Source organism: Streptomyces sp. SP18BB07 (assembly GCF_036322545.1).
Classification (GTDB): Bacteria; Actinomycetota; Actinomycetes; order Streptomycetales; family Streptomycetaceae; genus Streptomyces; species Streptomyces deccanensis.
In genome coordinates, this window is the sequence record NZ_JAQYWT010000326.1 from 44,945 (window position 1) to 69,075 (window position 24,131).

The 24,131-nt window shown below is 70.7% G+C and carries 16 protein-coding genes; 8 read left to right on the forward strand and 8 right to left on the reverse strand.

What is annotated here, in order from left to right:
- Positions 1 to 37: 37 nt before the first annotated feature.
- Complete coding sequence (locus tag PUR53_RS25420; protein ID WP_329909737.1) at positions 38 to 1,027, forward strand: helix-turn-helix transcriptional regulator; 990 nt, start codon at positions 38 to 40, stop codon at positions 1,025 to 1,027.
- A 39-nt stretch (positions 1,028 to 1,066) separates the two neighbouring features.
- Positions 1,067 to 2,932: a rhamnogalacturonan lyase gene (locus PUR53_RS25425; RefSeq protein ID WP_329895121.1), complete on the forward strand. Its 1,866-nt coding sequence runs from the start codon at positions 1,067 to 1,069 to the stop codon at positions 2,930 to 2,932.
- Positions 2,933 to 2,984: 52 nt separating this feature from the next.
- Here PUR53_RS25425 and PUR53_RS25430 read toward each other — a convergent pair whose 3' ends face one another.
- From PUR53_RS25430 to PUR53_RS25440, 3 genes are all read right to left on the reverse strand, one after another.
- Positions 2,985 to 3,938, reverse strand: coding sequence for an endonuclease/exonuclease/phosphatase family protein (locus tag PUR53_RS25430; RefSeq protein ID WP_329909738.1), 954 nt, complete (start codon positions 3,936 to 3,938; stop codon positions 2,985 to 2,987).
- Positions 3,939 to 4,099: 161 nt separating this feature from the next.
- Complete coding sequence (locus PUR53_RS25435) at positions 4,100 to 6,766, reverse strand: cellulose binding domain-containing protein (protein ID WP_329909739.1); 2,667 nt, start codon at positions 6,764 to 6,766, stop codon at positions 4,100 to 4,102.
- 112 nt (positions 6,767 to 6,878) lie between these two features.
- Positions 6,879 to 9,794, reverse strand: coding sequence for a glycoside hydrolase family 48 protein (locus PUR53_RS25440; protein WP_329909740.1), 2,916 nt, complete (start codon positions 9,792 to 9,794; stop codon positions 6,879 to 6,881).
- Positions 9,795 to 10,170: 376 nt separating this feature from the next.
- Between PUR53_RS25440 and PUR53_RS25445 the strand changes: the two genes are divergently transcribed.
- From PUR53_RS25445 to PUR53_RS25460, 4 genes are all read left to right on the forward strand, one after another.
- Positions 10,171 to 11,883 (forward strand): glycoside hydrolase family 6 protein, encoded by a 1,713-nt coding sequence (locus PUR53_RS25445; RefSeq protein WP_329895125.1) that lies wholly within the window; start codon positions 10,171 to 10,173, stop codon positions 11,881 to 11,883.
- Between the two features lie 179 nt (positions 11,884 to 12,062).
- Complete coding sequence (locus tag PUR53_RS25450; RefSeq protein ID WP_329895126.1) at positions 12,063 to 12,659, forward strand: dihydrofolate reductase family protein; 597 nt, start codon at positions 12,063 to 12,065, stop codon at positions 12,657 to 12,659.
- 103 nt (positions 12,660 to 12,762) lie between these two features.
- Complete coding sequence (locus PUR53_RS25455) at positions 12,763 to 13,698, forward strand: class I SAM-dependent methyltransferase (RefSeq protein WP_329909741.1); 936 nt, start codon at positions 12,763 to 12,765, stop codon at positions 13,696 to 13,698.
- A gap of 123 nt (positions 13,699 to 13,821) precedes the next feature.
- Complete coding sequence (locus tag PUR53_RS25460; protein WP_239758578.1) at positions 13,822 to 14,523, forward strand: SDR family oxidoreductase; 702 nt, start codon at positions 13,822 to 13,824, stop codon at positions 14,521 to 14,523.
- Between the two features lie 117 nt (positions 14,524 to 14,640).
- On the opposite strand, the gene PUR53_RS25465 is transcribed toward PUR53_RS25460, so the two are convergent.
- Complete coding sequence (locus PUR53_RS25465) at positions 14,641 to 15,477, reverse strand: aldo/keto reductase (RefSeq protein ID WP_329909743.1); 837 nt, start codon at positions 15,475 to 15,477, stop codon at positions 14,641 to 14,643.
- 233 nt (positions 15,478 to 15,710) lie between these two features.
- Between PUR53_RS25465 and PUR53_RS25470 the strand changes: the two genes are divergently transcribed.
- Positions 15,711 to 16,493: a Tat pathway signal sequence domain protein gene (locus tag PUR53_RS25470; RefSeq protein WP_329895130.1), complete on the forward strand. Its 783-nt coding sequence runs from the start codon at positions 15,711 to 15,713 to the stop codon at positions 16,491 to 16,493.
- A gap of 21 nt (positions 16,494 to 16,514) precedes the next feature.
- Here PUR53_RS25470 and PUR53_RS25475 read toward each other — a convergent pair whose 3' ends face one another.
- Together PUR53_RS25475 and PUR53_RS25480 are read right to left on the reverse strand one after the other, a co-directional pair.
- Positions 16,515 to 18,341, reverse strand: a complete 1,827-nt coding sequence (locus tag PUR53_RS25475; RefSeq protein ID WP_329895131.1) for an AMP-dependent synthetase/ligase — start codon at positions 18,339 to 18,341, stop codon at positions 16,515 to 16,517.
- A gap of 317 nt (positions 18,342 to 18,658) precedes the next feature.
- Positions 18,659 to 19,531, reverse strand: a complete 873-nt coding sequence (locus tag PUR53_RS25480; protein ID WP_329895132.1) for a LysR substrate-binding domain-containing protein — start codon at positions 19,529 to 19,531, stop codon at positions 18,659 to 18,661.
- 141 nt (positions 19,532 to 19,672) lie between these two features.
- Here PUR53_RS25480 and PUR53_RS25485 point away from each other — a divergent pair, with 141 nt between their 5' ends.
- Positions 19,673 to 20,716: a bile acid:sodium symporter family protein gene (locus tag PUR53_RS25485; protein WP_329895133.1), complete on the forward strand. Its 1,044-nt coding sequence runs from the start codon at positions 19,673 to 19,675 to the stop codon at positions 20,714 to 20,716.
- On the opposite strand, the gene PUR53_RS25490 is transcribed toward PUR53_RS25485, so the two are convergent.
- The gene (locus PUR53_RS25490) at positions 20,655 to 21,893 is read right to left on the reverse strand and encodes a hypothetical protein (protein ID WP_329895134.1); all 1,239 of its coding nucleotides are present in this window, start codon (positions 21,891 to 21,893) and stop codon (positions 20,655 to 20,657) included. The two genes, PUR53_RS25485 and PUR53_RS25490, sit on opposite strands and share 62 nt — an antisense overlap.
- A gap of 10 nt (positions 21,894 to 21,903) precedes the next feature.
- The gene (locus tag PUR53_RS25495) at positions 21,904 to 23,820 is read right to left on the reverse strand and encodes a sialidase family protein (protein WP_329895135.1); all 1,917 of its coding nucleotides are present in this window, start codon (positions 23,818 to 23,820) and stop codon (positions 21,904 to 21,906) included.
- Between the last annotated feature and the right edge of the window lie 311 nt (positions 23,821 to 24,131).

The following is a 24,131-nucleotide window of genomic DNA, read 5'->3' on the forward strand; positions in this document are numbered from 1 at the left end:
CCGCACGTTAGGGCCGCTTCACTGACACCATGTGTCAGTGAAGTCCAGTCGACTCGTCTCGATCCTGCTGCTGCTCCAGACCCGGGGACGGATGACGGCCGCCGAGCTCGCCGAGGAGCTGGAGGTCTCCGTCCGCACGGTCTACCGGGACGTGGAGGCGCTGGGCGCGGCCGGTGTCCCGCTCTACGGCGACGCGGGCCACGCCGGGGGCTACCGCCTCCTGGACGGCTACCGCACCCGCCTCACCGGGCTGACGAGGAACGAGGCAGAGGCCCTGTTCCTCGCGGGCGCCCCCGGGCCCGCCGCCGACCTGGGCCTCGGCGCGGTGCTGGCCGCCGCGCAGCGGAAGGTCCGCGCAGCCCTCCCCGCCGAGCTGAGGGCCCACGCCGACCGGATCGCCGGCCGCTTCCACCTGGACGCCCCCGGCTGGTACGCGGAGGCCGACGACACCCCGTTCCTGGCCGTCGTCGCCGACGCCGTCTGGAGCGGCCGGGTGCTGCACGTGCTCTACCGCCGCTGGGCCGAGCCGACCGATGTACGGCGCCGCCTCGAACCGTACGGGCTGGTCCTCAAGGCGGGCCGCTGGTACGTCGTCGCGGGCCCGGGGCCCCGTACGTTCCGGGTGGACCAGATCCTCGACGTCCTCGAACCCGACGCCTCCGACGCATCGGACGCCGGCGCCCCCGCCGAGGAGTTCACCCGCCCGGACGGCTTCGACCTGGCCGCGTACTGGACGGCGTACCAGCGCGACTTCCACGCCCGGCTGCAGCGGTTCGAGGCACTGGTCCGGCTGGCGCCGGGCGTGACCCTGCCCAGGGCCGTGCCGGTCGAGGGGAGCCCGGGGGAGGGAGGCTGGACCACGGTGCGGGTGCCCGTCGAGTCGGTCGAGCACGCCCACGGCGAGTTCCTGCGGCTGGGCACGGACATCGAGGTGCTGGAACCGGCCGAACTGCGCCGGAGGATCGCCCGGACCGTGGCCGAACTGGCCGAAAGATACGGCAACGTGGCCGGGAACGGCGGCGACTGAAGGTGCGGAACCCGTCCGTCCTTTCTGGAGGTTCGTCACGTGCCCCACCCGCACAGGCACCACAGACGCCGAGCCCTGGGCTCGCTGGTGACAGCGGCCCTGGTCGCCGCCGGACTCACCACGTTCACCGGCACGCCCGCCGAGGCCGCCACCGCCCGTCAGGTCGAGCGCCTCGACCGGGGCGTGGTCAGCGTGCACGTCGACAGCGGCAACCTGGTCAGCTGGCGCTGGCTGGGCACCGACCCGAACGACGTGTCGTTCAACGTCTACCGGGCCGGTACGAAGGTCAACTCCGCCCCGATCACCGGCTCCACCAACTACTTCCACGCCGGCGCCCCCGCCCAGGCCGACTACACGGTCCGCGCGATCGTGAACGGCGTCGAGCAGGGCGACTCGGTGCACGCCGTGCAACTGCGCACCGGCTACAAGGACGTGCCGATCAGCGCACCCGCGGGCGGCACCACCCCGGACGGCGTCGCCTACACCTACGAGGCCAACGACGCCTCCGTGGGCGACCTCGACGGCGACGGCGCCCTGGAGTTCGTCCTCAAGTGGCAGCCGACCAACGCCAAGGACAACTCCCAGTCCGGCTACACCGGCAACACGATCATCGACGGCATCAAGCTCGACGGCACCCGGCTGTGGCGCATCGACCTGGGCCGCAACATCCGCTCGGGCGCGCACTACACCCAGTTCCAGGTGTACGACTACGACGGCGACGGCAAGGCGGAGATCGCCGCCAAGACGGCCGACGGCACGGTCGACGGGGCGGGCACGGTCATCGGCAGCTCCTCCGCCGACCACCGCAACTCCAGCGGCTACATCCTGTCCGGGCCCGAGTACCTGACCATGTTCAACGGGCAGACCGGCCGGGCGATGCAGACGGTGGACTACGTCCCCGGGCGGGGCACGGTCTCGTCCTGGGGCGACTCCTACGGCAACCGCGTGGACCGTTTCCTCGCCGGGACCGCCTATCTGGACGGCGCCCGCCCCTCCCTGATCATGGCGCGCGGCTACTACACCCGCTCGGTGATCGCGGCCTGGGACTGGCGCAACGGTTCCTTCACCCGCCGTTGGACCTTCGACACCAGCTCCTCCACCAACTCCGGCCGGGGCTACGACGGCCAGGGCTCGCACAGCCTCTCCGTCGGTGACGTCGACAACGACGGCCGGGACGAGATCGTGTACGGCTCGATGGCCGTGGACGACAACGGAAACGCCCTGTGGACGACCCGGACGGGCCACGGCGACGCCCAGCACCTGGGCGACCTCGACGCGTCCACCCCGGGCCTGGAGTACTTCAAGGTCTCGGAGTCGACCTCCCAGCCCGCCGAGCTGTACATCAACCCCGCGAACGGCGCGGTCCGCTGGCAGCTCGCCGCCTGCTGCGACAACGGCCGGGGTGTCGCCGGTGACATCCACGCCGGCAACGACGGGCCCGAGATGTGGTCGGCCTCCGACACCTCCGTCCGCGACGAGGCCGGCGCGACGAAGGGCCGTGAGCCCTCGTCCGTCAACTTCCTCTCCTGGTGGGACGGCGACCCGGTCCGCGAACTCCTCGACGGCACCCGGATCGACAAGTACGGCACCTCCGCCGACACCCGCCTGCTGACCGGATCCGGGGTCTCCTCCAACAACGGCACCAAGGCCACCCCGGCGCTCTCCGGCGACATCCTCGGCGACTGGCGCGAGGAGGTCGTCTGGCGCACCAGCGGCAACACGGCGCTGCGGATCTATTCGACGCCGATCGAGACGAACACGAAGATCACGACCCTGCTGCACGACCCGATGTACCGCACGGGACTGGCCTGGCAGAACACCGCCTACAACCAGCCCCCGCACACCAGCTTCTTCATCGGGAACAACATGCCGACGGCGCCCCGGCCGACGGTGTACACCCCGTAGAACCGGCCCGTGGGCGGGCCCCGGCCCGCCCACGGACTGCGGTGAGGGGGCGTCAGCCCAGCGTCAGCGACGCCTGGACGGGCAGATGGTCGCTGGGGAACTGGCCGCCGGACGCGAACGTGTTGATGGCCGCCCGGTGCACCGTGATGCCCGGGGTGGTCAGAATCCAGTCGATGCGGTCGCCGCCCGGGGTCAGCGGGCGGTAGCCGTGGAAGGTCGCGTAGAGGTCGTTGCGTGCGGCCGCCGCGTCCCAGGTGTCGACGAGCCCGGCGCCGAGCATCGTGTCGTAGACCGTGTTCCGGTGGGCCGCCACATTGAAGTCGCCGGTGACGAGCAGGGGGAGCGACCGGTCGAGCCCGGCGATCCGTTGGACGATCAGGGCGGCCGCGCGGTCGCGGGCGTACTGGCTGAGGTTGTCGAGGTGGGTGTTGAGGACGTAGAACTGTCTGTCGCCGTCCCGCAGATCACGGAAGCGGACCCAGGTGACCATCCGGATGGAGCCGCCGCCCCAGGTGTTCGACCCCGGTACCTCCGGGGTGTCGGAGAGCCAGAAGTGCCGGTACTCGACGGGCGCGAGCCGGCGGGTGTCGTAGAAGACGGCCATGAACTCGTCGCGGTTGCCGCCCGCCCGGCCGGTGCCGATCCAGCGGTAGTCCGTCCCGAGGTCGGCCTCGATGTCGCGCAGTTGCTGGTGGAGGCCTTCCTGGGTGCCGATGACATGGGGTGCCTCCTGCCGCAGCAGTGCCCTCATCACCGGCCTGCGCACGGCCCAGCTGTTGGGCTGCACGGTGCTCGCGTAGCGCAGGTTGAAGGACATGGTGGACAGGGGCGGGGCGGCGGTGGTCTCCTCCTCCGCGGTGGTTTCCTCCTCCGCGGCGGCCTCGTCCTGCGCGGCGACGGCGGGCGCGCCGGAGAGTCCGGTGGTGCGGGACAACGGCAGCAGGACCGCCGCGGCGAGGGCGGTCTTGAGGCCCAGTCGGCGGGTGACGCGGCTGTGGTGCGGCACAGGGGCTCCTTCTGTGAAGGTCTCCGGGCGAGCCGTGCGTACACATTCTGGGATGCCCCTCCCCGCCCGCCATGAACATGTCGCAAGAGGCGGGTGTATGGGGATCGAAGAGGGCGCGCGCCGACCCGGACGCGCGCCCTCTTCTCGTCCTGCGCGGGGTGTCAGGTCACCGTGCAGGACTGGTCACCGAGCTTGAACGCGGTCGGCTTTCCGTTCGTCCCCGACCAGCTTCCGGTGAAGCCGAAGCTCACCGACGCACCCGCCGCCACCGTGCCGTTCCAGCCGATGTTCCGGGCCGTGACCGCCGACCCCGTCTGCGTATGGGCGGCGTTCCAGATCTGGGAGACGCCCTGGCCGTCGGGGAAGGTCCAGCCGAGCGCCCAGCCGGACCACGGGCTCGCGCCCGTGTTGGCGAGCCTGACGTCCGCCTGGAAGCCGCCCGACCACTGGCTGGTGATCGTGTACGTCACCGCGCACGCCCCCGTCGGCTCGGGATCGGGATCCGTACCCCCGCCTCCGCCCCCGCCCCCGGTGTCGGAGGAGTCGCCGTAGATGACCCCGCGCCCGTTGGTCGCGATGTAGACCCGCCCGTACACCCTCGGGTCACCCGTGATCGCCGCACCCGTCCAGCCCCACCGGTGGGCGTCGTCGTTGATGCGGGTCCAGGTCGCGCCCTTGTCCGTCGAGCGGAAGATGCCGCGTACGCCACCGATCTTGGCGCTGGTGTAGAGGGTCTGGTACGAGGCTCCCGTCGCCGCCTTGCCGAAGCCGATCGTGTCGGCCTGCTCGACACCGGAGAGCTTGGTCCAGGTCGCGCCGGCGTCCGTCGAGTGCCACAGCCCGTAGGCCCCGTCGGTCGCGCCACCGGCCAGCCAGACGTCGCCCTTCACTCCGGGCAGCGCCTTGAAACGGACGCTGTCACCGCTGGGCAGCCCGGTCGCGTTCGACGCGGTGAAGGTCGCCCCGCCGTCCGTGCTGACGTAGAACTTCCCGGACTTGAAGCCGTAGAAGGTCTTCGGGTCCACCCGGTCGGACTCCACGATCGCGTCGGCCGGGATACCGCTGGACGTCGACCAGGAGTTGCCGAAACCGGTGGCGTACCGCACGCCCGTGCCCGCCGGGCTCCACACGAACCGGCTGCCGTCCGCGGCCGCGGCGACCGTACCGCCGCCGCTGACCCCCGAAGGGTCGGTCCCGGCGAACCAGTTGGCGCCGTTGTCCGTGGAGAACGCGATGTGCGGGCCGGAGTCCAGATTGCCCACCCGCACCACCGTGTTCGGGTTGGACTCGGCGTAGTCCAGGCTGGTCGTCGTCGTGAAGTTCGGCTGGGTGAACATCATCGACGGGACCTTCGTCAGATCCGTGTGCCGGAAGCCGCCGATGTCACCGAGCGCGCTGAGCAGCGGCGCGCCGGACGGGGGAGAGGCCAGGTCGAGGACGGCCGTCTCCTCCAGGCCCTGCACCATCGGTTTGATGGTGAACTGGCCGCCGCTGTCCCAGTTCCCCAGGTTCTCCGTGCCGTAGATCGTCGCGCCGGTCCCGTACATCATCCGGTTCGAGTTGAAGGGGTCGATCTCCAGCGCCTCGGTCATCCAGCCGAGTTTGGGGCTCTGCTCGGGCGGCGACGGGTTCGCGCCCCAGGTCAGCCAGGGGGACGAGGACACGTCCATGGTGTAGCGGTTCGCACGGTTCGGATACGACGAGTAGTCCCAGGCCCTGGTCCAGGTGGCGCCGCTGTCCGTGGAGCGGAAGATCTGCGTGTCCGGCCACCAGGAGCTGTACGCCGTCGCCATGACCGTGCCCGGGTCCTGCCGGTCGACGGTCAGCCCGCTGAAGCCGTAGTAGGTGTCGGCCTCCGCCACCGGGCTGATGTTCGTCCAGGTGCCCGACGCGGTCGCGTACCGCCACAGCTGACCCTTGCCGCCGTCGTACGGACCGCCCTTGTCGCTGTACGACAGATACAACTGGCCGTTCACGGTGTCGAGGACGCCCTTGTGGGCCAGATAGCCGGTCGGCTGCCCGGCCAGCCGCGACCAGGTGGCGCCCGCGTCCGTCGACCGGTAGACCGCGTTGTCCTTGTCGGCGACCCCGACGTAGAGGGTCCGCGTGGCGTTCCCGGAGGTGCCCGTCGACTCGTCGAAGGTGATCCAGACGATGCCCTGGTTGTCGCTGGAGTAGCCGCTGGTGTCGGACGGATCGGCCACGTAGTTGCCGACGTTCGGGAAGTTGGTCACCTGCGACCAGGTGGCCCCCGAATCCGTGGACCGCCACAGCCCCTTCCCGCTGGGCGCCCCCAGATACAGCACGCTGTTGCGGTTCGGGTCCACCGCCAGCCGTTCTCCCATGCCCCGCCCCGGCATGTTCCCGCCCAGCTTGAACGGCAGGTTCGCCTTCTGCCAGCTGGCCCCCCGGTCCGACGACCGCAGGATGGCCCCGTTCCCCGGGTCCCAGCTGTTGGTGTACGTCCCGGCCGCCACATACACCTTGTTCGGATCGACCGGGTCGGAGGCGAGGCTCACGACCCCGGTGTGCCCCCAGTCGTCCCAGCCGACGGAGTCGAGCAGCGGGGTCCAGGTCTTCGACGACTCCACCCAGCGATAGGCCCCGCCGATGTCGGTCCGGGCGTACGCGAGGTTCTTCTCCTTGCGGTTGAAGACGATGCCCGGGACGAAGCCGCCCCCGTCGATCCGGGCGTTCTTCCAGGTGTAGGTGTCGGCGGCGATGGACACCGACTTCTCCGGCTTGTCGGCGGCCAGCGCGGGTGGGGATCCGGCGAGAAGGCCGGCCGCGAGGGCCAGGACGGTGGTGAGGATGCGGGTTCTTCGCACAGTGGGGGGCCTCTCCTGACAGTGGGGGGAAAAGATCCCCGCGCCCCGAAGGGGCGCGGGGATCTGCGCGACCAGCCACGGACCGCCCGCAGCCGATGGACGACCTACGCGGCTACTCCAGCAACTCTGCGTAGGAACCCATGGCCAAGGCGATGTCCGCCTGGGCCCAGAACCGGTGATACGTGAACGAGGGCGCGGCCCCGCCGGCCAGATACGCCTCGATCTTCGACCAGGCCGGGTCGTCCTCGTAGAACGACCGGATGGAGGTGAAGGTCGAGTTCGCGTTGATCGCGTCGCCGTTCGGCATCGTCCCGGTCCACCCGCTCGGCACGTACACCCGGTCGTCGAACCGGTTGTAGTCCGCGCGCGTCTCCGGAACCGCGATCCCGAGCCCGTCCTGGTGGTGGTCCCACATGCCGTCGAGCAGCGCCTTGGCGACCCGGGCCGCGTCCGCGTCACCGGAGCGGTCCGCGTAGTACGTCAGGGTCTTGGCGTACGCGGCGGCCACACCCACGTCGTCGGTGTAGTCGGCGACGGTGACATGGAGCCCCGCGTTCGCACCGGGACTCGACGCGTTCCAGGTGTCCGGCACGCCCGACCACTGCAGCGTCGACGGGATCCGGTAGGTGCCGTCCGGATTGATCGTCGTCTTGGAGAGCGCCCAGTCGACCCACTTGTCCAGCACGGTCTTGGCGGCCGTGTTGCCGGTCTGCTGGTAGTACTCGGCGACCCGCTCCATGGACCACGCCTGGAAGCCGAACCACTGGTTGGACGGCGGGTCGTGGTACACCGGCTTCGGGTCGTAGAACATGCCGTAGAAGGTCGGCGTCCCGGCCGGGGGAGTGGCGTACCGCCCCGCCCAGCTGTTGGTGGCGCCGCCCGCGATGCCGCCCTCGTTCGACTGCAGCCAGCGGTAGAACTCGATCTGCCGGTCGAGGGATTTGGCCCAGTCCGCCTGCCCGGTCGACGACTTGGGCTTCAGCGGGGCGTAGTTGGCGAGGGCGTGAGCGGCCAGCGGGTTCTGGTAGCCGCCGTGCGTGTGGCTGGAGCCGATGCGCCAGGCCCAGCCGGCCGCCGTGTCGGTGGCGCCGCCCCACGCGTAGTACCAGGACATCAGGTAGTGCGAGGCGTCCTTGCCGGTGCCGGCCGGGCAGGACGTGGCCCCCACACAGTTCCCGATCTTCTTGAAGTACTTGTCGTACATCGCGTAGCGCAGATAGTCGCCCATCTTCGCGGCCTTGCCGATGGTCGCGGAGACGTCCGCGCCCTTGCCCTGCTGCTTGGCCCAGATGTCCGCCCAGTACGCGGCCTGCACGGCCCGCGCGTCGGCGTCCGGCGCGTTGGTGAACTTCCACTGCTTGGCGTACTGCGCGTCCCCGGTGAACAGGTCCAGATACCCGTTCGGGCCGCCGTACTTGAACTGGTCACAGGTGGGCTGCGGGACGGTCTCCCACACCGACTCCTGCGGCCCGCGCTGGAAGGTGTTGATGTACGACGGCCCGGTGTCCGTCGGCCCCGCCTCGCACTTGCCGGGCGAGTTGCCGTAGCCGTAGACGTTGTCGACGTCCTGCAGCCAGTGCATGCCGTAGATGTCGTCCGTGCCGTACGCGCTCTTCAGCTCCCCGGCGATGGGGTCCGGGCCGACCGAGACACCGGTGTTGAGCTGCGCCGGATACTCGCCCGGGGTGTCGTGCTCGGGGGCGTACGTAGCCGGCTTGGAGGCGTTGTAGAAGGAGTTGGTGGGCTGGTCGGGCTTGGTCGGGATCATGTACTTCTCCATGATCTCCCAGGCCCCGTTGAACTTGGACCAGTCGCCCGTCACCTTGCCGTACATGGCCTGGAGCCACAGGAGGTAGCTGTACGCCTCCGAGGTGGTCTCATGGCCGTGGTCCGGCGCCTCGACCATCAGCGTCTCCACCGAGTGGTACGGGATGCCCTCGGGTGAGAAGTAGCCGTTCGCCGGGTTGGTGATCTTGCCGTAGAGCTCCAGGAACCGTTCGTCGTACTCGCTCGACGCGGCCAGCTGGGTCACGGTCACCGAGGCCTTGGCGTGGCCGGTCGCCGTCGAGTCGAAGACGGCCGAGCCGGTGCCGGAGGCGTTCGCGGTGATCGTCACCTTCTGCGCGGTGCTCCAGTTCGACGGCGTGAAGGTCAGCGACCCGCCGCCCGTCACCGACAGACCGGTGTTGCCGGACGCCCGCGCGGTCGTCACCGTCACGTTGCCGGACGGCTGGGTCGAAAGTTTCACGTCGTACGTGCCCGACTGGCCCTGGCGAACGCCCAGTTGAGTCGGCGAGACCACCACGGCGGGACCCGAGGCGACCGTGATGCCGACCGGCGTGGAGTTCGCCGACGCGCCCAGGCTGTCGTACGCCTTGGCCACCAGCGAGTGACTGCCCACGCTCAAGGCCGTGGCCGAATACGTGTACGGCGAGGTGGTGTCCGTGCCCAGCAGCGTGGTGTCGTCGTAGAACTCGACCTTGGTGATCGTCGCGTTGTCCGCCGCGGCGGCGGTGGCCGCCATCGGCACGGCCGTGCCCTGCGAGTACACCGCGCCCGGCGCCGGGCTGGTCAGTACCGTGATCGGCGGCTGGTGCGCGCCCACGCACGTGGTGCCGTTGATCGCGAAGTTGGTCGGCGCCGCGTTCGTGCCGCTGTACGTGAACTGGGCGCCGGTGGTCACCGCGGCCCCGACGGCGATCGTGCCGTTCCAGGAGGCGTTGCGCGCGGTCACGGTCTTCCCGGACTGCGACCAGGTGCCGCTCCAGCCGCTGGTGAGCGTCTGGTTGCCCGCGTAGTCGTAGGTCAGGGTCCAGCCGCTGATGGCCTCGGTGCCACGGTTGGAGAGGGTGAGCTCCGCGGTGAAACCGGAGCCCCAGTCGTTGGTCTTGTAGTCGACGTTGCAGGCGACCGCCGCCGCGCTGGCGGGAGTCGAGCCCGTACCGAGCATCGTCAAGGGGAGGGTGAGGGCCGCGACCACGGCCGTCCACAGGCGCCGCGAGGCACGGCGTCTCCGTCTGGGGTGCATGCTCTGGTTCCTTCCGTGCGGCTCTTGCGAAGGTGGGGGCGGAGCAGCAACAACAAGCCTTGAACCAGTGGGAGCGCTCCCATATTGAGGAGGAGGGCCGAGGGGGTCAAGGTGTTTGAAGAGTCGAAAAGATTCGATCAGGCGGAAACAATTCATCGAGCGCAATAACGCAACACCTCTGTTTTTTACCGTCACTTGGCGCTACCTTCACCAGCACCAGTGGGAGCGGTTCCACCCGTCGGCGCGCTCGTCCCAGGCGTGTCCGAGCCGCGAGGGACGCTCCGAGCACCCCCAGCGTTCAGGTCTTTTACTCGCCTCGGCGACAGCGCGACGACTCCTCCTCGTACACCCCACTACGGAAGAGGAACCCGCACTCATGAGCCGTACCAGAACAGCACTCCTCGCGGCGATGGCGCTGGTCGCCGGCGCCGCCGGGACCGCCATGGCCGCGGTGCCCGACGACGTCGGCGCCCAGGCGATCCCGTGCACGGTCGACTACAAGGTGCAGAACCAATGGTCCACCGGCTTCACCGCCGCCGTCACGGTCACCAACAACAGCGCCGCCAAGTCCTCGTGGGCCGTGAAGTGGTCGTACGCGGGCAACCAGCAGGTCACCAGCGGCTGGAACTCTCGGATCACCCAGAGCGGTACGGCGGTGACCGCCGCCAACGAGTCGTACAACGGGACGCTGGCCACCGGCGGTTCGGTCAGCTTCGGCTTCCAGGCCTCCTACAGCGGCACCAACGCGCTCCCGACGACCTTCACCCTCGACGGCGTGACCTGCAACGTCGACGACGGCGGGGGAGGCGGCACCGATCCGGGCCCGGGCACGCCGGGCACGAAGGTCGACAACCCGTACACCGGCGCCAAGGTGTACGTGAACCCGGAGTGGTCCGCGAAGGCCGCTGCCGAGCCGGGCGGCAGCCGGATCTCCAACCAGCCCACCGGCGTCTGGCTGGACCGGATCGCCGCCATCGAGGGCGTGGGCAGCGGCATGGGCCTGCGCGACCACCTCGACGAGGCGCTGCGCCAGAAGGGCTCCGGCGAACTCGCCATCCAGCTGGTGATCTACAACCTGCCCGGCCGTGACTGCGCGGCCCTCGCCTCCAACGGCGAACTGGGCCCCACGGAGATCGACAAGTACAAGACGCAGTACATCGACCCGATCAAGGCGATCCTCGCCGACCCGAAGTACGCGGGCCTGCGGATCGTCACGACCGTCGAGATCGACTCGCTGCCGAACCTGGTCACCAACACCGGCAGCCGCCCGACGGCCACTCCCCAGTGCGATGTCATGAAGGCCAACGGCAACTACGTCAAGGGCGTCGGCTACGCGCTCAACAAGCTCGGTGACGTGCCGAACGTCTACAACTACGTCGACGCCGGCCACCACGGCTGGATCGGGTGGGACGACAACTTCGGGGCCTCCGCGAACACCTTCAAGGAGGCGGCCACCGCCGAGGGTGCCACCGTCAACGACGTGCACGGCTTCATCACCAACACGGCGAACTACAGCGCCCTGAAGGAGAACAACTTCACCATCAACTCGACCGTGGGCGGCACCTCCGTCCGTGAGTCGAAGTGGGTCGACTGGAACCGCTACGTCGACGAGCTGTCCTTCGCCCAGGCCTTCCGCAACCAGTTGGTCTCGGTCGGGTTCAACTCCAGCATCGGCATGCTGATCGACACCTCCAGGAACGGCTGGGGCGGCAGCGCGCGGCCGACCGGTCCGGGTGCCACGACCAATGTGGACACCTTCGTCAACGGTGGCCGTTACGACCGCCGTATCCACATCGGCAACTGGTGCAACCAGTCCGGGGCCGGGCTCGGTGAACGGCCGAAGGCCTCGCCCGAGCCGGGGATCGACGCCTATGTGTGGATGAAGCCGCCGGGTGAGTCCGACGGGTCCAGCTCCGCCATCCCGAACGACGAGGGCAAGGGCTTCGACCGCATGTGCGACCCGACGTACACGGGCAACCCGCGCAACGGCAACAACATGTCCGGCGCCCTGCCGAACTCGCCGCTCTCCGGGCACTGGTTCTCCGCCCAGTTCCAGCAGCTGATGCAGAACGCGTACCCCGCGCTCTGAGTCCGCTCCCTCGAACCGGTCCGCCAGGGGTCGCTCACGCTTCCCCCACCCCCTGGCGGACCGGTGGCATGTCCGTGTGAGCCACATCACGATGAGGGAGGTGGGCGGGTGCGATGAGTTCCGGGCGGCACGGCGGTCTTCATCGCCGTAAGCCCGTGCGAGAACGAGGAGAGAACCCCATGCGCATCGTCATCTGCGAGTTCATGAGCCTGGACGGGGTCGTGCAGGCGCCCGGCGGTGCCGACGAGGACACCGAGGGCGGGTTCGCCCACGGCGGCTGGACCCACCCGTTCTTCGACCCGGAGGTCGTCGGCGGCGCCTGGGACGCCGCGCTGGAGAAGGCCGACGCCCTGCTGTACGGCCGTCGCACCTGGAAGGCCATGGCCGGGGCGTGGCCCGACCGCACGGGCGACCCCTTCGCGGACCGGATGAACTCCATCCGCAAGTACGTCGTGTCCGCGACGCTCACCGACTCCGAGCTGACCTGGGACAACAGCACGCTCATCCCGGGCGCGAAGGCGGTCGCCGAGATCCGCGAGCTCCGCGGGGCGGAGGGCGGCGACCTCCTGGTCATAGGCAGCCCGACCCTGGCCCGCACCCTCCTCCAGGAGGGGCTCGTCGACGAACTCGTCCTGATCGTCATGCCGGTCCTCCTGGGCGGCGGAAAGACGATCTTCCCCGGTGACGGCGCCAAGCACACCCTGGAACTGGTCTCCACGACCACCAGCGGCACGGGCGCGAACGTCTGTGTGTACCGGGTGGGGGAGCAGGGCTGACCGGGCGGTATCGGCACAGCCGATTTGCCGATACCGCAAGAGAGGTGGCGGTCCTGCGGTGTGTCGGAGCAGGCTGACGGCACCCGGAAGAGAGGTCACCGTCATGGGACAGCACCACCACGGCCAGGATCCGCACCGGCACGGACACCAGTGCGAGCGGGGTTACGACCACGGCGCCGATCACGGCCGTCACCACCACACCGATCTCGACTGGGCCGAGCTGGCCGAGTATCTGGTGGGGCAGGCGGAACTGTTCGCGCCGCTGAACCGGCAGGCCGCCGCCTGGCTCGCCACGCGGCAGCCCGAGCCGGGGCTGGTCGTCGACGTCGGCAGCGGCCCGGGGGTCGTGAGCTGTCTGCTCGCCGAGGAGTTCCCCGGCGCCCGGGTCGTCGCGCTGGACGGCTCCGGGCCCCTGCTGGAGCGGGCGCGGGCCCGTGCGGAAGAGCTGGGCCTCACCGACCGGTTCGACACCCTGGAGGCCGAACTGCCGGACGGGCTGAGCGACTTGGACTACCCGGCCGACCTGATGTGGGCCAGCCGCAGTCTGCACCACCTCGGCGACCAGCGCGCCGCTCTCGCCGCCTTCGCCGAACGCCTGGCGCCCGGCGGCACGCTGGCCATCGTCGAGGGCGGGCTGCCCAGCCGGTTCCTGCCGCGTGACCTGGGCATCGGCCGCCCCGGGCTGCAGTCCCGGATCGACGCGGCGGAGGACCGGTGGTTCACCGAGAGAATGCGAACCTCGGTGCCCGGGAGCGTCCCGGAGACCGAGGACTGGCCGGGGCTGCTCACCGCCGTGGGCCTGCGCGACGCCACGTCCCGCACCTTCCTGCTGGACCTTCCGGCCCCGGCCTCCGACGCCGCCCGCGCGTACGCCGTCAGCCAGTTCCAGCGCGCCCGGGGAACGCTCGCGGATTTCCTGGACGCCGCCGACCTCGCGACGGTCGACCGTCTCCTCGACCCCGACGACAAGGCGAGCGTGCACCACCGCACGGACCTGTTCGTCCTCGCGGCCCACACGGTGCATGTCGCCCGGCGGTGACGAGCCCGGACGCCCGGTGAAGTCCCCCTGCTCCCAAGGCGCTTGACTTCGAGAGTGCTCCAAGTGATGGACTCCGCACGTCGGCCGGAGCCCACTCGGTCGGCCGGACCCAAGGGGGATCTCATGACCGACGCTCCAGTGGCGCTCATCACCGGCGGATCCAGCGGTATCGGAGCCGCTGTCGCCCGGCAGTTGCTCGACCTCGGCCACCGGGTGGCCGTCACCGGGCGCAGTACCGACCGGTTGCGGGCGTTCGCCGCCGAACTCGGGTCGCCGGAAGGGCTGTTGACCCTTCCGGGGCACGCGGCCGAGTACACGGACGTGCGGGCGGCGGTGGACGCCACCCTGAAGGAGTTCGGCCGGATCGACACCGTCCTCGCCAACGCGGGCTTCGGCACCCACGACACCGTCGCCGAGGGTGACCCGGCGGGATGGCCGGAGATGGTGCTGACCAATGTGCTCGGCCCCGCCCTGCTCATCCGGGCGTCCATCGACGCCCTCAAGGAGACCCGGGGGCGGATCATGCTGGTCGGCAGTGTGGCCGGGTTCATCCATGGGCCGGGAAACATCTACGGGGCCACGAAGTGGGCCGTCACCGGGCTCGCCGAGAACACGCGGCGGCAGGTCACCGAGTGGGGTGTGGGGGTGACGCTGATCGCGCCCGGCCGGGTGGAGACACCGTTCTGGGACAGCTACGGCAGCCTGCCGCCCGGCCATCTCCTGACCGCCGACCAGATTGCCGACTCCGTGGTCTGGGCGATCCGCCAGCCGGCCGGGGTCGACATCAACACCGTGGTCGTACGGCCGATCGGGCAGCCGGTCTGAGCGCGCGGACAGCCGGTCCGGGCACGGCGAGACCGCCGTCGGACGGCTTCCGACGGCGGTCTCGTGGCGTCTCGCACAGCGGCGCTCTGCCGACGGGTGCCGGCCGGCGGCCCTGTCTCAGGCCTGGTTGAACGTCGCCGGGTCCGGGCCGATGCGACGGTCCTCGTTCAGCGCGCTGATCGCGGCGATGTCCTCGGTGTCCAGGGAGAAGTCGAAGACCTCGATGTTCTCCTTGATGCGGGACGGGGTCACGGACTTGGGGATGACCACGTTGCCCAGCTGGAGGTGCCAGCGGAGCACCACCTGGGCGGGGGTCCGGCCGTGCTTCTGCGCGATCGCGATGATCGCCGGGACCTCCAGGAGCCCCTTGCCCTGGCCGAGCGGCGACCAGGCCTCGGTGGCGATGCCCTGCTCCGCGTGGTACTCCCGGGCGGCGAGCTGCTGGAGGTGCGGGTGCAGTTCGATCTGGTTGACGGCCGGGATGACGCTCGTGGCCTCGATCAGCGTCTCGAGGTGCTCCGGAAGGAAGTTGGAGACACCGATCGCCTTCGCGCGGCCGTCGGCGTAGAGCTTCTCGAACGCCTTGAACGTGTCGACGAACGTGCTCCGGGCCGGCAGCGGCCAGTGGATCAGGTACAGATCCACGTACTCCAGGCCGAGCTTGTCCAGGGACTCGTCGAAGGCGCGCAGGGTGGAGTCGTAGCCCTGGTCGCTGTTCCAGAGCTTGGTGGTGACGAAGAGGTCCTTGCGGGCGACGCCGGCCTTGGCGAGGGCCTTGCCGGTGCCCTCCTCGTTGCCGTAGATCGCGGCGGTGTCGATGCTCCGGTAGCCGGCCTCGAGGGCGGTGGTGACCGCCTGCTCGGCCTCGTCGTCCGGCACCTGCCACACGCCGAAGCCCAGCTGGGGCATCTCGACGCCGTTGTTCAGGATGATCGGGGGGACCTTGCTGCTCACGAGCTCTCGATCCTTTAAGTCGTCGGGTGGTACTTCCCATCGTCAACGATCACGGCGCGTGATGCATTCCTGAGCGGCACGCTCGCACGCCGAATCGCAGAATGGCCGGAAATGGATCCGGCGGTTCCAGCGTATCGGTCTGGACCATTGACCGGACACGGTCACGCGTGGAGTCTGTCCCTTGCCGCGACGCACGTCGGTGAATATCAATCACGTACGTGAATGGATGGCTCATGACCCCCACACGAAGGAACGTTCTGGGCGCCGCGCTCGGCGGTGCCGCGGCGGCCGCCGTCGGGCTGCCGGCCCCCACCGCGCACGCCGCCTCCTGGCAGTTGAAGTGGTCCCCCTCGGCGAGCGCCGACGGACTGCGCGCCTTCGAGACCCTGGAGGACGACCGCGCCGACTCCCACACCGCGGCCGCGCCGCACATCCGCGCCACCGGCGACACCTGGCGGTTCGACATGCACACCGTCGACCGGGACACCTCCACCGACCGCCAGCGCCACGAGGTCACCGGGCTGCGGACCGGCAGCGGCTTTCTGCGCTGGACCGAGGGCCAGACCTGGCGGGTCACCTACCAGATGTACATCCCGGCCTCGCTGCAGGCGACCACCAGCTTCACGCACATCATGCAGATGAAACAGCCCGGCGCCGGCACCTCGCCGCTCGTCGTGCAGTCGCTGCGGCGGGTGAACGGGGCGCAGACCATCGAGTTGAAACTGCCGATCGACGACATCCTCGTCGGCCGCACCGATCTGGCGCCGCTGCACGACTCCTGGGTCGACGTCGACTTCCAGGTCAAGGTCGGCAACGGCTCGGCCGGTTCGGTGCGCTGGATCCTCAAGAAGGGCTCGACCACGCTCATCGACGTCTCGCGCACCGGCGTCGACACCTTCCTGGCGGACCGGCTGCGCCCCAAGTGGGGCATCTACCGCTCGCTGGGCGACACTTCGGGTTCCCTGCAGAACTGCCATCTGCTGCTGCGGAACATGCGGGGCTACCAACTGGTCTGACGTGCCTGGACCCTTGGGGGTTCACGCCCGGTACAGCGCCTCCACCTCGGTGGCGTACGCCTTCTCGATCGCCTTGCGCTTCAGCTTCAGCGACGGCGTCAACAGACCGTGCTCCTCGGTGAACTGGTGCGCGAGGATGCGGAACGTACGGATCGACTCGGCCTGCGAGACCAGGGTGTTGGCGGCGACCACCGCCCGCCGCACCTCGGTCTCCAGCTCCGGGTCGCGCACCAGCTCGGCCGCCGACAGCTTCGCCTTGTGGTGCATCTGCAGCCAGTGCTCGACGGCCTCCCCGTCCAGGGTGACCAGGGCGGCGATGTACGGGCGGTCGTTGCCGACGACGATGCACTGGGCCACCAGCGGATGGTCGCGCACCCGCTCCTCCAGGATCGCGGGCGAGACGCTCTTGCCGCCCGAGGTCACCAGGATCTCCTTCTTCCGCCCGGTGATGGTGAGATAGCCGTCCTCGTCGAGGGAGCCCAGGTCCCCGGTGGCGAGCCAGCCGTCGTGCAGGGTCTCGTCGGTGGCCTTCTGGTTGTTGAGGTAGCCCTGGAAGACATTGGGGCCGCGCAGCCAGATCTCGCCGTCGTCCGCGATGTGCACCGTCATGCCGGGGATGGCCTGGCCGACGGTGCCGTACCGGGTGCGCTCCGGCGGGTTGGCGGTCGCGGCCGCCGTGCACTCCGTCAGGCCGTACCCCTCGAAGATGTGGACGCCCGCGCCCGCGAAGAACAGGCCGAGCCGGCGGTCCATAGCCGAGCCGCCGGACATCGCGTACTTGATCCGGCCGCCCATGGCCTCCCGGATCTTGCCGTAGACCACCTTGTCGAAGAACTGGTGCTGCATCCGCAGCCCCGCCGACGGGCCCGGTCCGATGCCCCAGGCCCGCGCCTCCATCGCGTCCGCGTACTTCACGGCGACCTCGACGGCCTTCTCGAACGGTCCGGCCTTGCCCTCGCGTTCGGCCTTGCGCCGGCTCGCGTTGAAGACCTTCTCGAAGATGTACGGCACGGCGAGGAAGAACGTCGGCCTGAAGGCGGCGAGGTCGGGCAGCAGGACGGCCGCGTTGAGCTGCGGCTGATGGCCGAACTTCACCTTCCCCCGGATGCCCGCTACCTGCACCATCCGGCCGAAGACATGCGCGAGCGGCAGGAACAGCAGGGTCGCCGCCTCGTCGCCCTTGCGGGACTTGAACAGCGGCGCCCAGCGCTCGATGACCGTGTCCGCCTCGACCATGAAGTTGGCGTGCGAGATGACACAGCCCTTGGGGCGGCCCGTCGTGCCGGACGTGTAGATGATCGTCGCGATCGACTCGGGGGTCACCGCGCGCCGGTGCCGGTGCACCACCTCGTCGTCGAGGTGCGCCCCCGACTCGTACAGCTCCTGCACCGCGCCCACGTCCAGCTGCCAGAGCCTGCGCAGCTGCGGGAGCCGGTCGATGACCGTGGCGATGGTCATCGCGTGGTCCTCGTGCTCGACCATGGCCGCCGTGCACTGGGAGTCGTACAGCATCCAGAAGACCTGCTCGGCGGAGGAGGTCGGGTAGACGGGGACGACCTGGGCGCCGACGGTCCACAGCGCGTAGTCGAAGAGGGTCCACTCGTAGCGCGTACGGCACATGATGGCGACCCGGTCGCCGAAGCGGATGCCCTGCGCCAGCAGGCCCTTCGCCAGTGCGAGGACCTCGTCGCGGAACTCGGCCGAGGTCACGTCGCGCCACTCGCCGCGCTCGTCCTTGCGGCCGAGCGCGATGTACGTCGGGTCCTCCTGGGCGTACTCGAAGACGACGTCGGCCAGACCGCCCACCGGCGGCGCCGACGCCAACGGGGGGTTGGTGAACTCGCGCAAACCCGCTCCTCGTGGCGCTCCGCACAGCGCGTGAAAGCTACCTCACCGGGGGAACGGGCGGGAGGGTTGTGGAGGGGGCGCATTGGGAGGCGCGGCGAGGGGCGGTGCCGGAAAACACCCGCAGATGGGGAGGTCTCCGGCACAATTCCTGACGCGTCAGTAAGTTTCGGGACCGTAATCTCCACCGAACCCGCACGCTCCGGTCACGGTGCGCGTCCCCGGGAACACGGTCTGGCCTGGGGAAACGCGAGCACCGCTCAGGTCCGCTCCCGTCCATTCAGGTCCGCTCCCGTCCATTCAGGTCCGTTCAGGTCCGTTCAGGTCCGCGCGCGGCCGTGGAGCCGGTCGCCGCCGGAGAGGATGGCCGCCGCGAGGGCGTCCGCCGCGCTCGTCGCCGCTCCGGGGCGCCGGCCGTGGACGAGGACGAAGTCGACCTCGCCGAGTTCCGGCAGGCCGGCCCGCTCCGGGACGCGGACCAGACCGGGCGGCACCAGGCGACGGGAGTGCGCCATCACGCCGAGGCCCGCGCGGGCGGCGGCGATGAGGCCGTTGAGGCTGCCGCTGGTGCAGGCGATCCGCCAGGCACGGCCCTCGCGCTCCAGCGCCTCCAGGGCCAGGGCGCGGGTGATGCCCGGCGGCGGGTAGACGATCAGCGGGACGGGGCGGTCGGCGTCGAGGCGGAGCCGCTCCGCGCCGATCCACACCAGGCGGTCCGTCCAGACGGGTTCGCCGCGGGGGTCCTCCGGGCGGCGCTTGGCCAGCACCAGGTCGAGCTTGCCCGCCGTGAGCCGCTCGTGCAGCGTGCCCGACAGCTCGACGGTGAGCTCCAGGTCCACCTCGGGATGGTCGTGCCGGAAGGCCTCCAGGATCTCCGGGAGCCGGGTCAGCACGAAGTCCTCCGAGGCGCCGAACCGCAGCCGTCCGCGCAGCCGCGTCCCGGTGAAGAACGCCGTCGCCTGCTCGTGCACCTCCAGCAGCCGCCGGGCGAAGCCGAGCATCGCCTCGCCGTCCTCCGTCAGCTCCACCGAGTGCGTGTCCCGGGAGAACAGCTGCCGCCCGGCCGCGTCCTCCAGCCGGCGCACATGCTGGCTGACCGTGGACTGCCGCAGCCCCAGCCGCCGGGCGGCCTGGGTGAAGCTCAGCGTCTGGGCCACGGCGAGGAAGGTGCGCAGCTGGGAGGGGTCGTACACGCTCGCCACCCTACCCGCTTATCGTGGAACGCGATGGCAGTCAGAGCGGTATGAAGGATTCCCGATCAAGGGCTGGGAGGGGACGATGGAGGGGGCCCTTCCGGCCCCCGACACACCCGCATCGACAGCACGTGGAGCACCGTGAAACGCCTGAAGCGGCCGAGTTGGATGCCGATCGACCCGTACATCCTGCTGTTGCTGGGGACGGTGGGCGTCGCGGCGCTCCTCCCGGCGCGGGGTGGGGCCGCCGAGGTCGCCTCCGGGGCGTCCACGGTCGCGATCGCCTTCCTCTTCTTCCTCTACGGCGCCCGGCTCTCCACCCGCGAGGCCCTCGACGGCCTCAAGCACTGGCGGCTCCACCTCACTGTCCTGGCCTGCACGTTCGTCATCTTCCCCGTGCTGGGCCTGGCGGCCCGCGGCCTCGAACCGGTGTTCCTGAGCCCCTCCCTCTACACCGGGCTGCTCTTCCTCACCCTCGTCCCGTCGACCATCCAGTCCTCGATCGCCTTCACCTCGATGGCCCGGGGCAACGTGCCCGCCGCGATCTGCGCGGGTTCCTTCTCCTCCCTCGCGGGCATCGTCATCACCCCGCTCCTCGCGGCGAGCCTGCTGGGCGGCAGCGCGGGAGGCTTCTCAGCGGACTCACTGCTGAAGATCGTGCTCCAGCTGCTGGTGCCGTTCGTCGCGGGACAGCTCGCCCGCCGCTGGATCGGCGGCTTCGTCACCCGGCACAAACGGATCCTCGGCCTCGTCGACCGGGGCTCCATCCTCCTCGTCGTCTACGTCGCCTTCAGCGAGGGCATGGTGCGCGGGATCTGGAGCCAGGTCAGCCCGCTGCGCCTCGCCGGGCTCCTCGCCGTCGAGGCGGTCCTGCTGGCGGTGATGCTGCTGCTCACCTGGTACGGCGCCAAGGCCCTGCGCTTCGACCGCGCGGACCGGATCGCCATCCAGTTCGCCGGCTCCAAGAAGTCCCTCGCCTCCGGACTGCCCATGGCGAGCGTCCTGTTCGGCCCGGAGGCCTCCCTCGCCGTCCTGCCGCTGATGCTCTTCCACCAGATGCAGCTCATGGTCTGCGCGGTCATCGCCAAGCGCCGCGCCCACGACCCGGTGGAGGAGCAGGAGGTCACGGAGCAGCGAGACGAAGCGATACGAACCTCGGTCGGTACAGGGACACGTTCCGCGTGATGTTCAGCTGCGCCGCCGCCGCGTCGGCGTCCAGCCAGTTGACGTCGTAGCTGAGCACCAGCCGCCCGTTGTCGCCGACCGCCCGGTGCGCCTGCGGGTTGTACGCCGCGACACCGCTCTTCGGCAGCGGGGGACTGAACCCCTTGGTGGGCCCGTGCCAGGGCCCGGTGGGGGAGCACGCCCAGTACGCGGTCACGGTCGTCAGCCCCGCCGTCCCGGCCGCCATGGTGAGCAGCACATAGGTCCGCCCGTCCCGGACGACCGTGAAGGCACTGCCCACCCCCTTGTCGTCCCCGTTCCCGAGCACCGCCCCCGGACGCCCCCGCACCGCCCACCGCGAACCGTCCCAGTACTCCCACGCCCCCGGCTCCCCGAGCCTGCCGCGCGGCACCCGCGCCACATAGGCGTGGGAGGTCGGCCGGGAGGCGGCCTGGGCGTCGGTGCCGCCGAAGACGTACGTCCAGTCGCCCGCGTCCACGGCCGTCGTCCCGAAGAGCACCCGCCGCGCCGGATCGGCGACCGCCCCCTGGTCCAGCACCGTCGTGATCCCCTCCAGCCGCAGACCGGGCAGCGACAGGGTGGCGACCTCGGTCGCGGTGGGCACCCCGTAGATCCACGGCGACCGGCCCGCCGTACGGGTCCACAGCAGCACCCGTACGACCTTCTCGGCCGAGCCGGGGGAGCGGGGCTCGACCCGGGCGGCCACCGGCCAGCGCCACCGCTGCGGGCCCGGGTCCGGGAACACGGGCGCCGGGAGCGTCGCTTCGAGACGGCCCGAAGGGGACATCACCACGGCCGAGTTGCGCACCAGGGGGGTCGAGACGTCCCGCCAGGTGACCGATTCGCCAGCGGGGTTGGGCGGCGGGAACACCTGACCGAGATAGGTGTCCGAGAACAGCCACAGCACCCGGCCGTCCGGGAGCCGCACCGAGTGCGTGCCGTCGCCGCCCGTCCAGTCGTCGGTACGGGTCGCGTCGTCGCCGTACCGGGCGAACTCGCCGGTCAGGGCGGCATCCGGGTCCCAGTCCCGCACCGTACGCGCGGTGCAGGCGACGCCGCCCTCCCGGTCGTCGTCCGGGAGGGCGGTGAGCAGTACGGCGGCGAGGGCCAGGACCAGGGCCAGGATCAGGACCGGTCCGGCCCCCGTCCGCTGTCGCACGCGCGCGTCGTCGGGCACGGAAGGGACGTTAGTTGCCCGCGTCCACCCGGTCCATGGGCAGTCGCAGGATCTCGCCCCGCACCGCGGCGTCCTGCGGGACGGGCCCGGCCACTTCCGCGTCGCTCAACGCCCGGTCGTACACCCGTACGTCGTCGATCGCGCCCGTGAAGTGGGCCCGGCTGTCGACCCGTTGGCCGATGTGCACCCCGAACGGCGAGTTCCGGCTGACCGATCCGGACACGTCGGCGGTACTGAACGCGGTGCCGTCGACGAAGAGGGTGAGCTGCCCCCCACCTCGCCGCAGCACGAGCCGGTGCCACTCCCCGTCGTTGTACGCGTGGGTGGACCGCACGGAGGCGGTCCGGGGCGGCGAGGCCCCGTCCCGCACGGTGATCAGCCCCGTCAGCCGCCCGGACGCCGGCTCCCCGCGCAGCCACACCTGGGGCTGCGTGGTGCCGACCCCGCCCATCCACAGCAGCGGCTGCTCCCCGGCGGTCGCCGAGTAGCGGAACCAGAGCGAGGCGGTGAAGTCCCGGTTCCCGAGCGGGAGTCGGGACCGGTACGGCAGCCGTACGGCGTCGTCGGCGCCGTCGAACTCGAGCGCGCCGCCGGCCACGCCGTCCGTGGGCCGGGCGCCACCGAGCACGGCCGCCGGCCGGCCGCCGGGCGCCCTGTCGGGCGTCGTCGGGTCCGGGCCGCGGCGCGGCTTCAGCCAGTCCTCCGTGAACCGGGCGAAGCGGATCTCGTCCCGGGCGTCGACCGCGCCGCCCTCGTACAGCAGCCCCACCACGTCGTTGCCGGCCCGGCCGCCGTCGATCCGGACCAGGTCCGAGTAGCCGGACCAGTCCGTGGTGACGACCGTGCCCCGGTCCACGCTCTCCCAGGTGCGTCCGCCGTCGTACGAGGAGCGGATCGCCATCGTGCGGCGGCGGTCGGGATCGGCCGGTCCGGCCAGCAGCATGCGGTCGCCGAGGCGCAGCAGGGAACCCTGCACCTGGGGCGTGTAGAGGTCCGGGAGCGCGCGGAAGGGCGCGGCGAAGGTGGTGCCGCCGTCCCGGCTGACCGTCTGGCTGCGGTGGCCCAGGTCCATGCCGTCCTGCTCGCGGCCGCTGACCAGCAGCGAACCGTCCGCGCGCTCGGCGAGCGTCACCTCCGACGGCTTCTGGCGGAAGGTGCCGTCGGCCGCGATCGGCCAGGTGTCCGTGGCGCCGAGCCGCCAGTTCTCCCCGCCGTCGTCGCTGGTCACAAGCGCCGCGTGGTTGGCGGTGACCCGGCCGTCCGCCCAGCTCTCGGCGTTGACGCCGAACACGAGCCGGCCCGCGTGGCGGCCCCGGGTGAGCTGGACGCCGTGCACGGGGCCGGTGGCGTACCAGGAGTTCCAGCCGGCCGGGCGGATCTGTTCGCTCAGGCCGCGCGGCTCGGACCAGGTCAGCCCGTCGTCGTCGCTGTACTGCAGATGCGGTGTGCGGTCGCAGGGGACGTCGCAGCCGGCGCTGTCCAGGCGGCCCGTGTTGTACGTCTCCGCCAGCAGGATCCGGCCGGTTCTGTGGTCGACGACGGGGGCGGGGTTGCCGTGGGTGTCGCCCCGGCCCTCGTTGACCACCCGCAGCGGGCCCCAGGTGCGGCCGCCGTCCGTGGAGCGCTTGACGACGAGGTCGATGTCCGCCGCGTCACCGCAGTTCAGGACGCGGCCCTCGGCGAAGGCGAGCAGGGTTCCGGCGGTCGTCCGGACGACCGCCGGGATGCGGAAGCAGGCGTAGCCGGGGTCCTGGGAGGCCTTGAAGAGGACCTGTTGCTCGAACTCGGCGGCGGGAGCCGAACGGGGCTCGGCCCCGGCGGGGTGGGCGAGGGTGAGGAGGGCGGTGGTGGTGAGCAGGGCGGTGAGGGATGAGCTGAGGGGAGATCTGCGGGGGGATCTGAGACGTGCGCGAAGAATCGACGGCACGGTGCGGCCAGCCCTTCATCCGTCTGGGGGTGGTGGGACATCGGACGTCCCACGTCCGATGTGCGGCCACAGACGGTACGCGGGGGTTCAGGGCCCCACAAGAACCGTGCGTCGGTCGTGACTGGGCGTGTCGTACGACTAGGTGACGATCGGTCAGTGGGGCGCCTGATGGGGCGGGGGTGCGGGGTTCGTCGGCGGGTGCGGGTCCGTGGGGCTTCTCGCGCAGTTCCCCGCGCCCCTTACCGGCATGGGTCGCCCCCGGGGCTTTCAAGGGGCGCGGGGAACTGCGCGACCGGCCCCCCCCCCCCCCC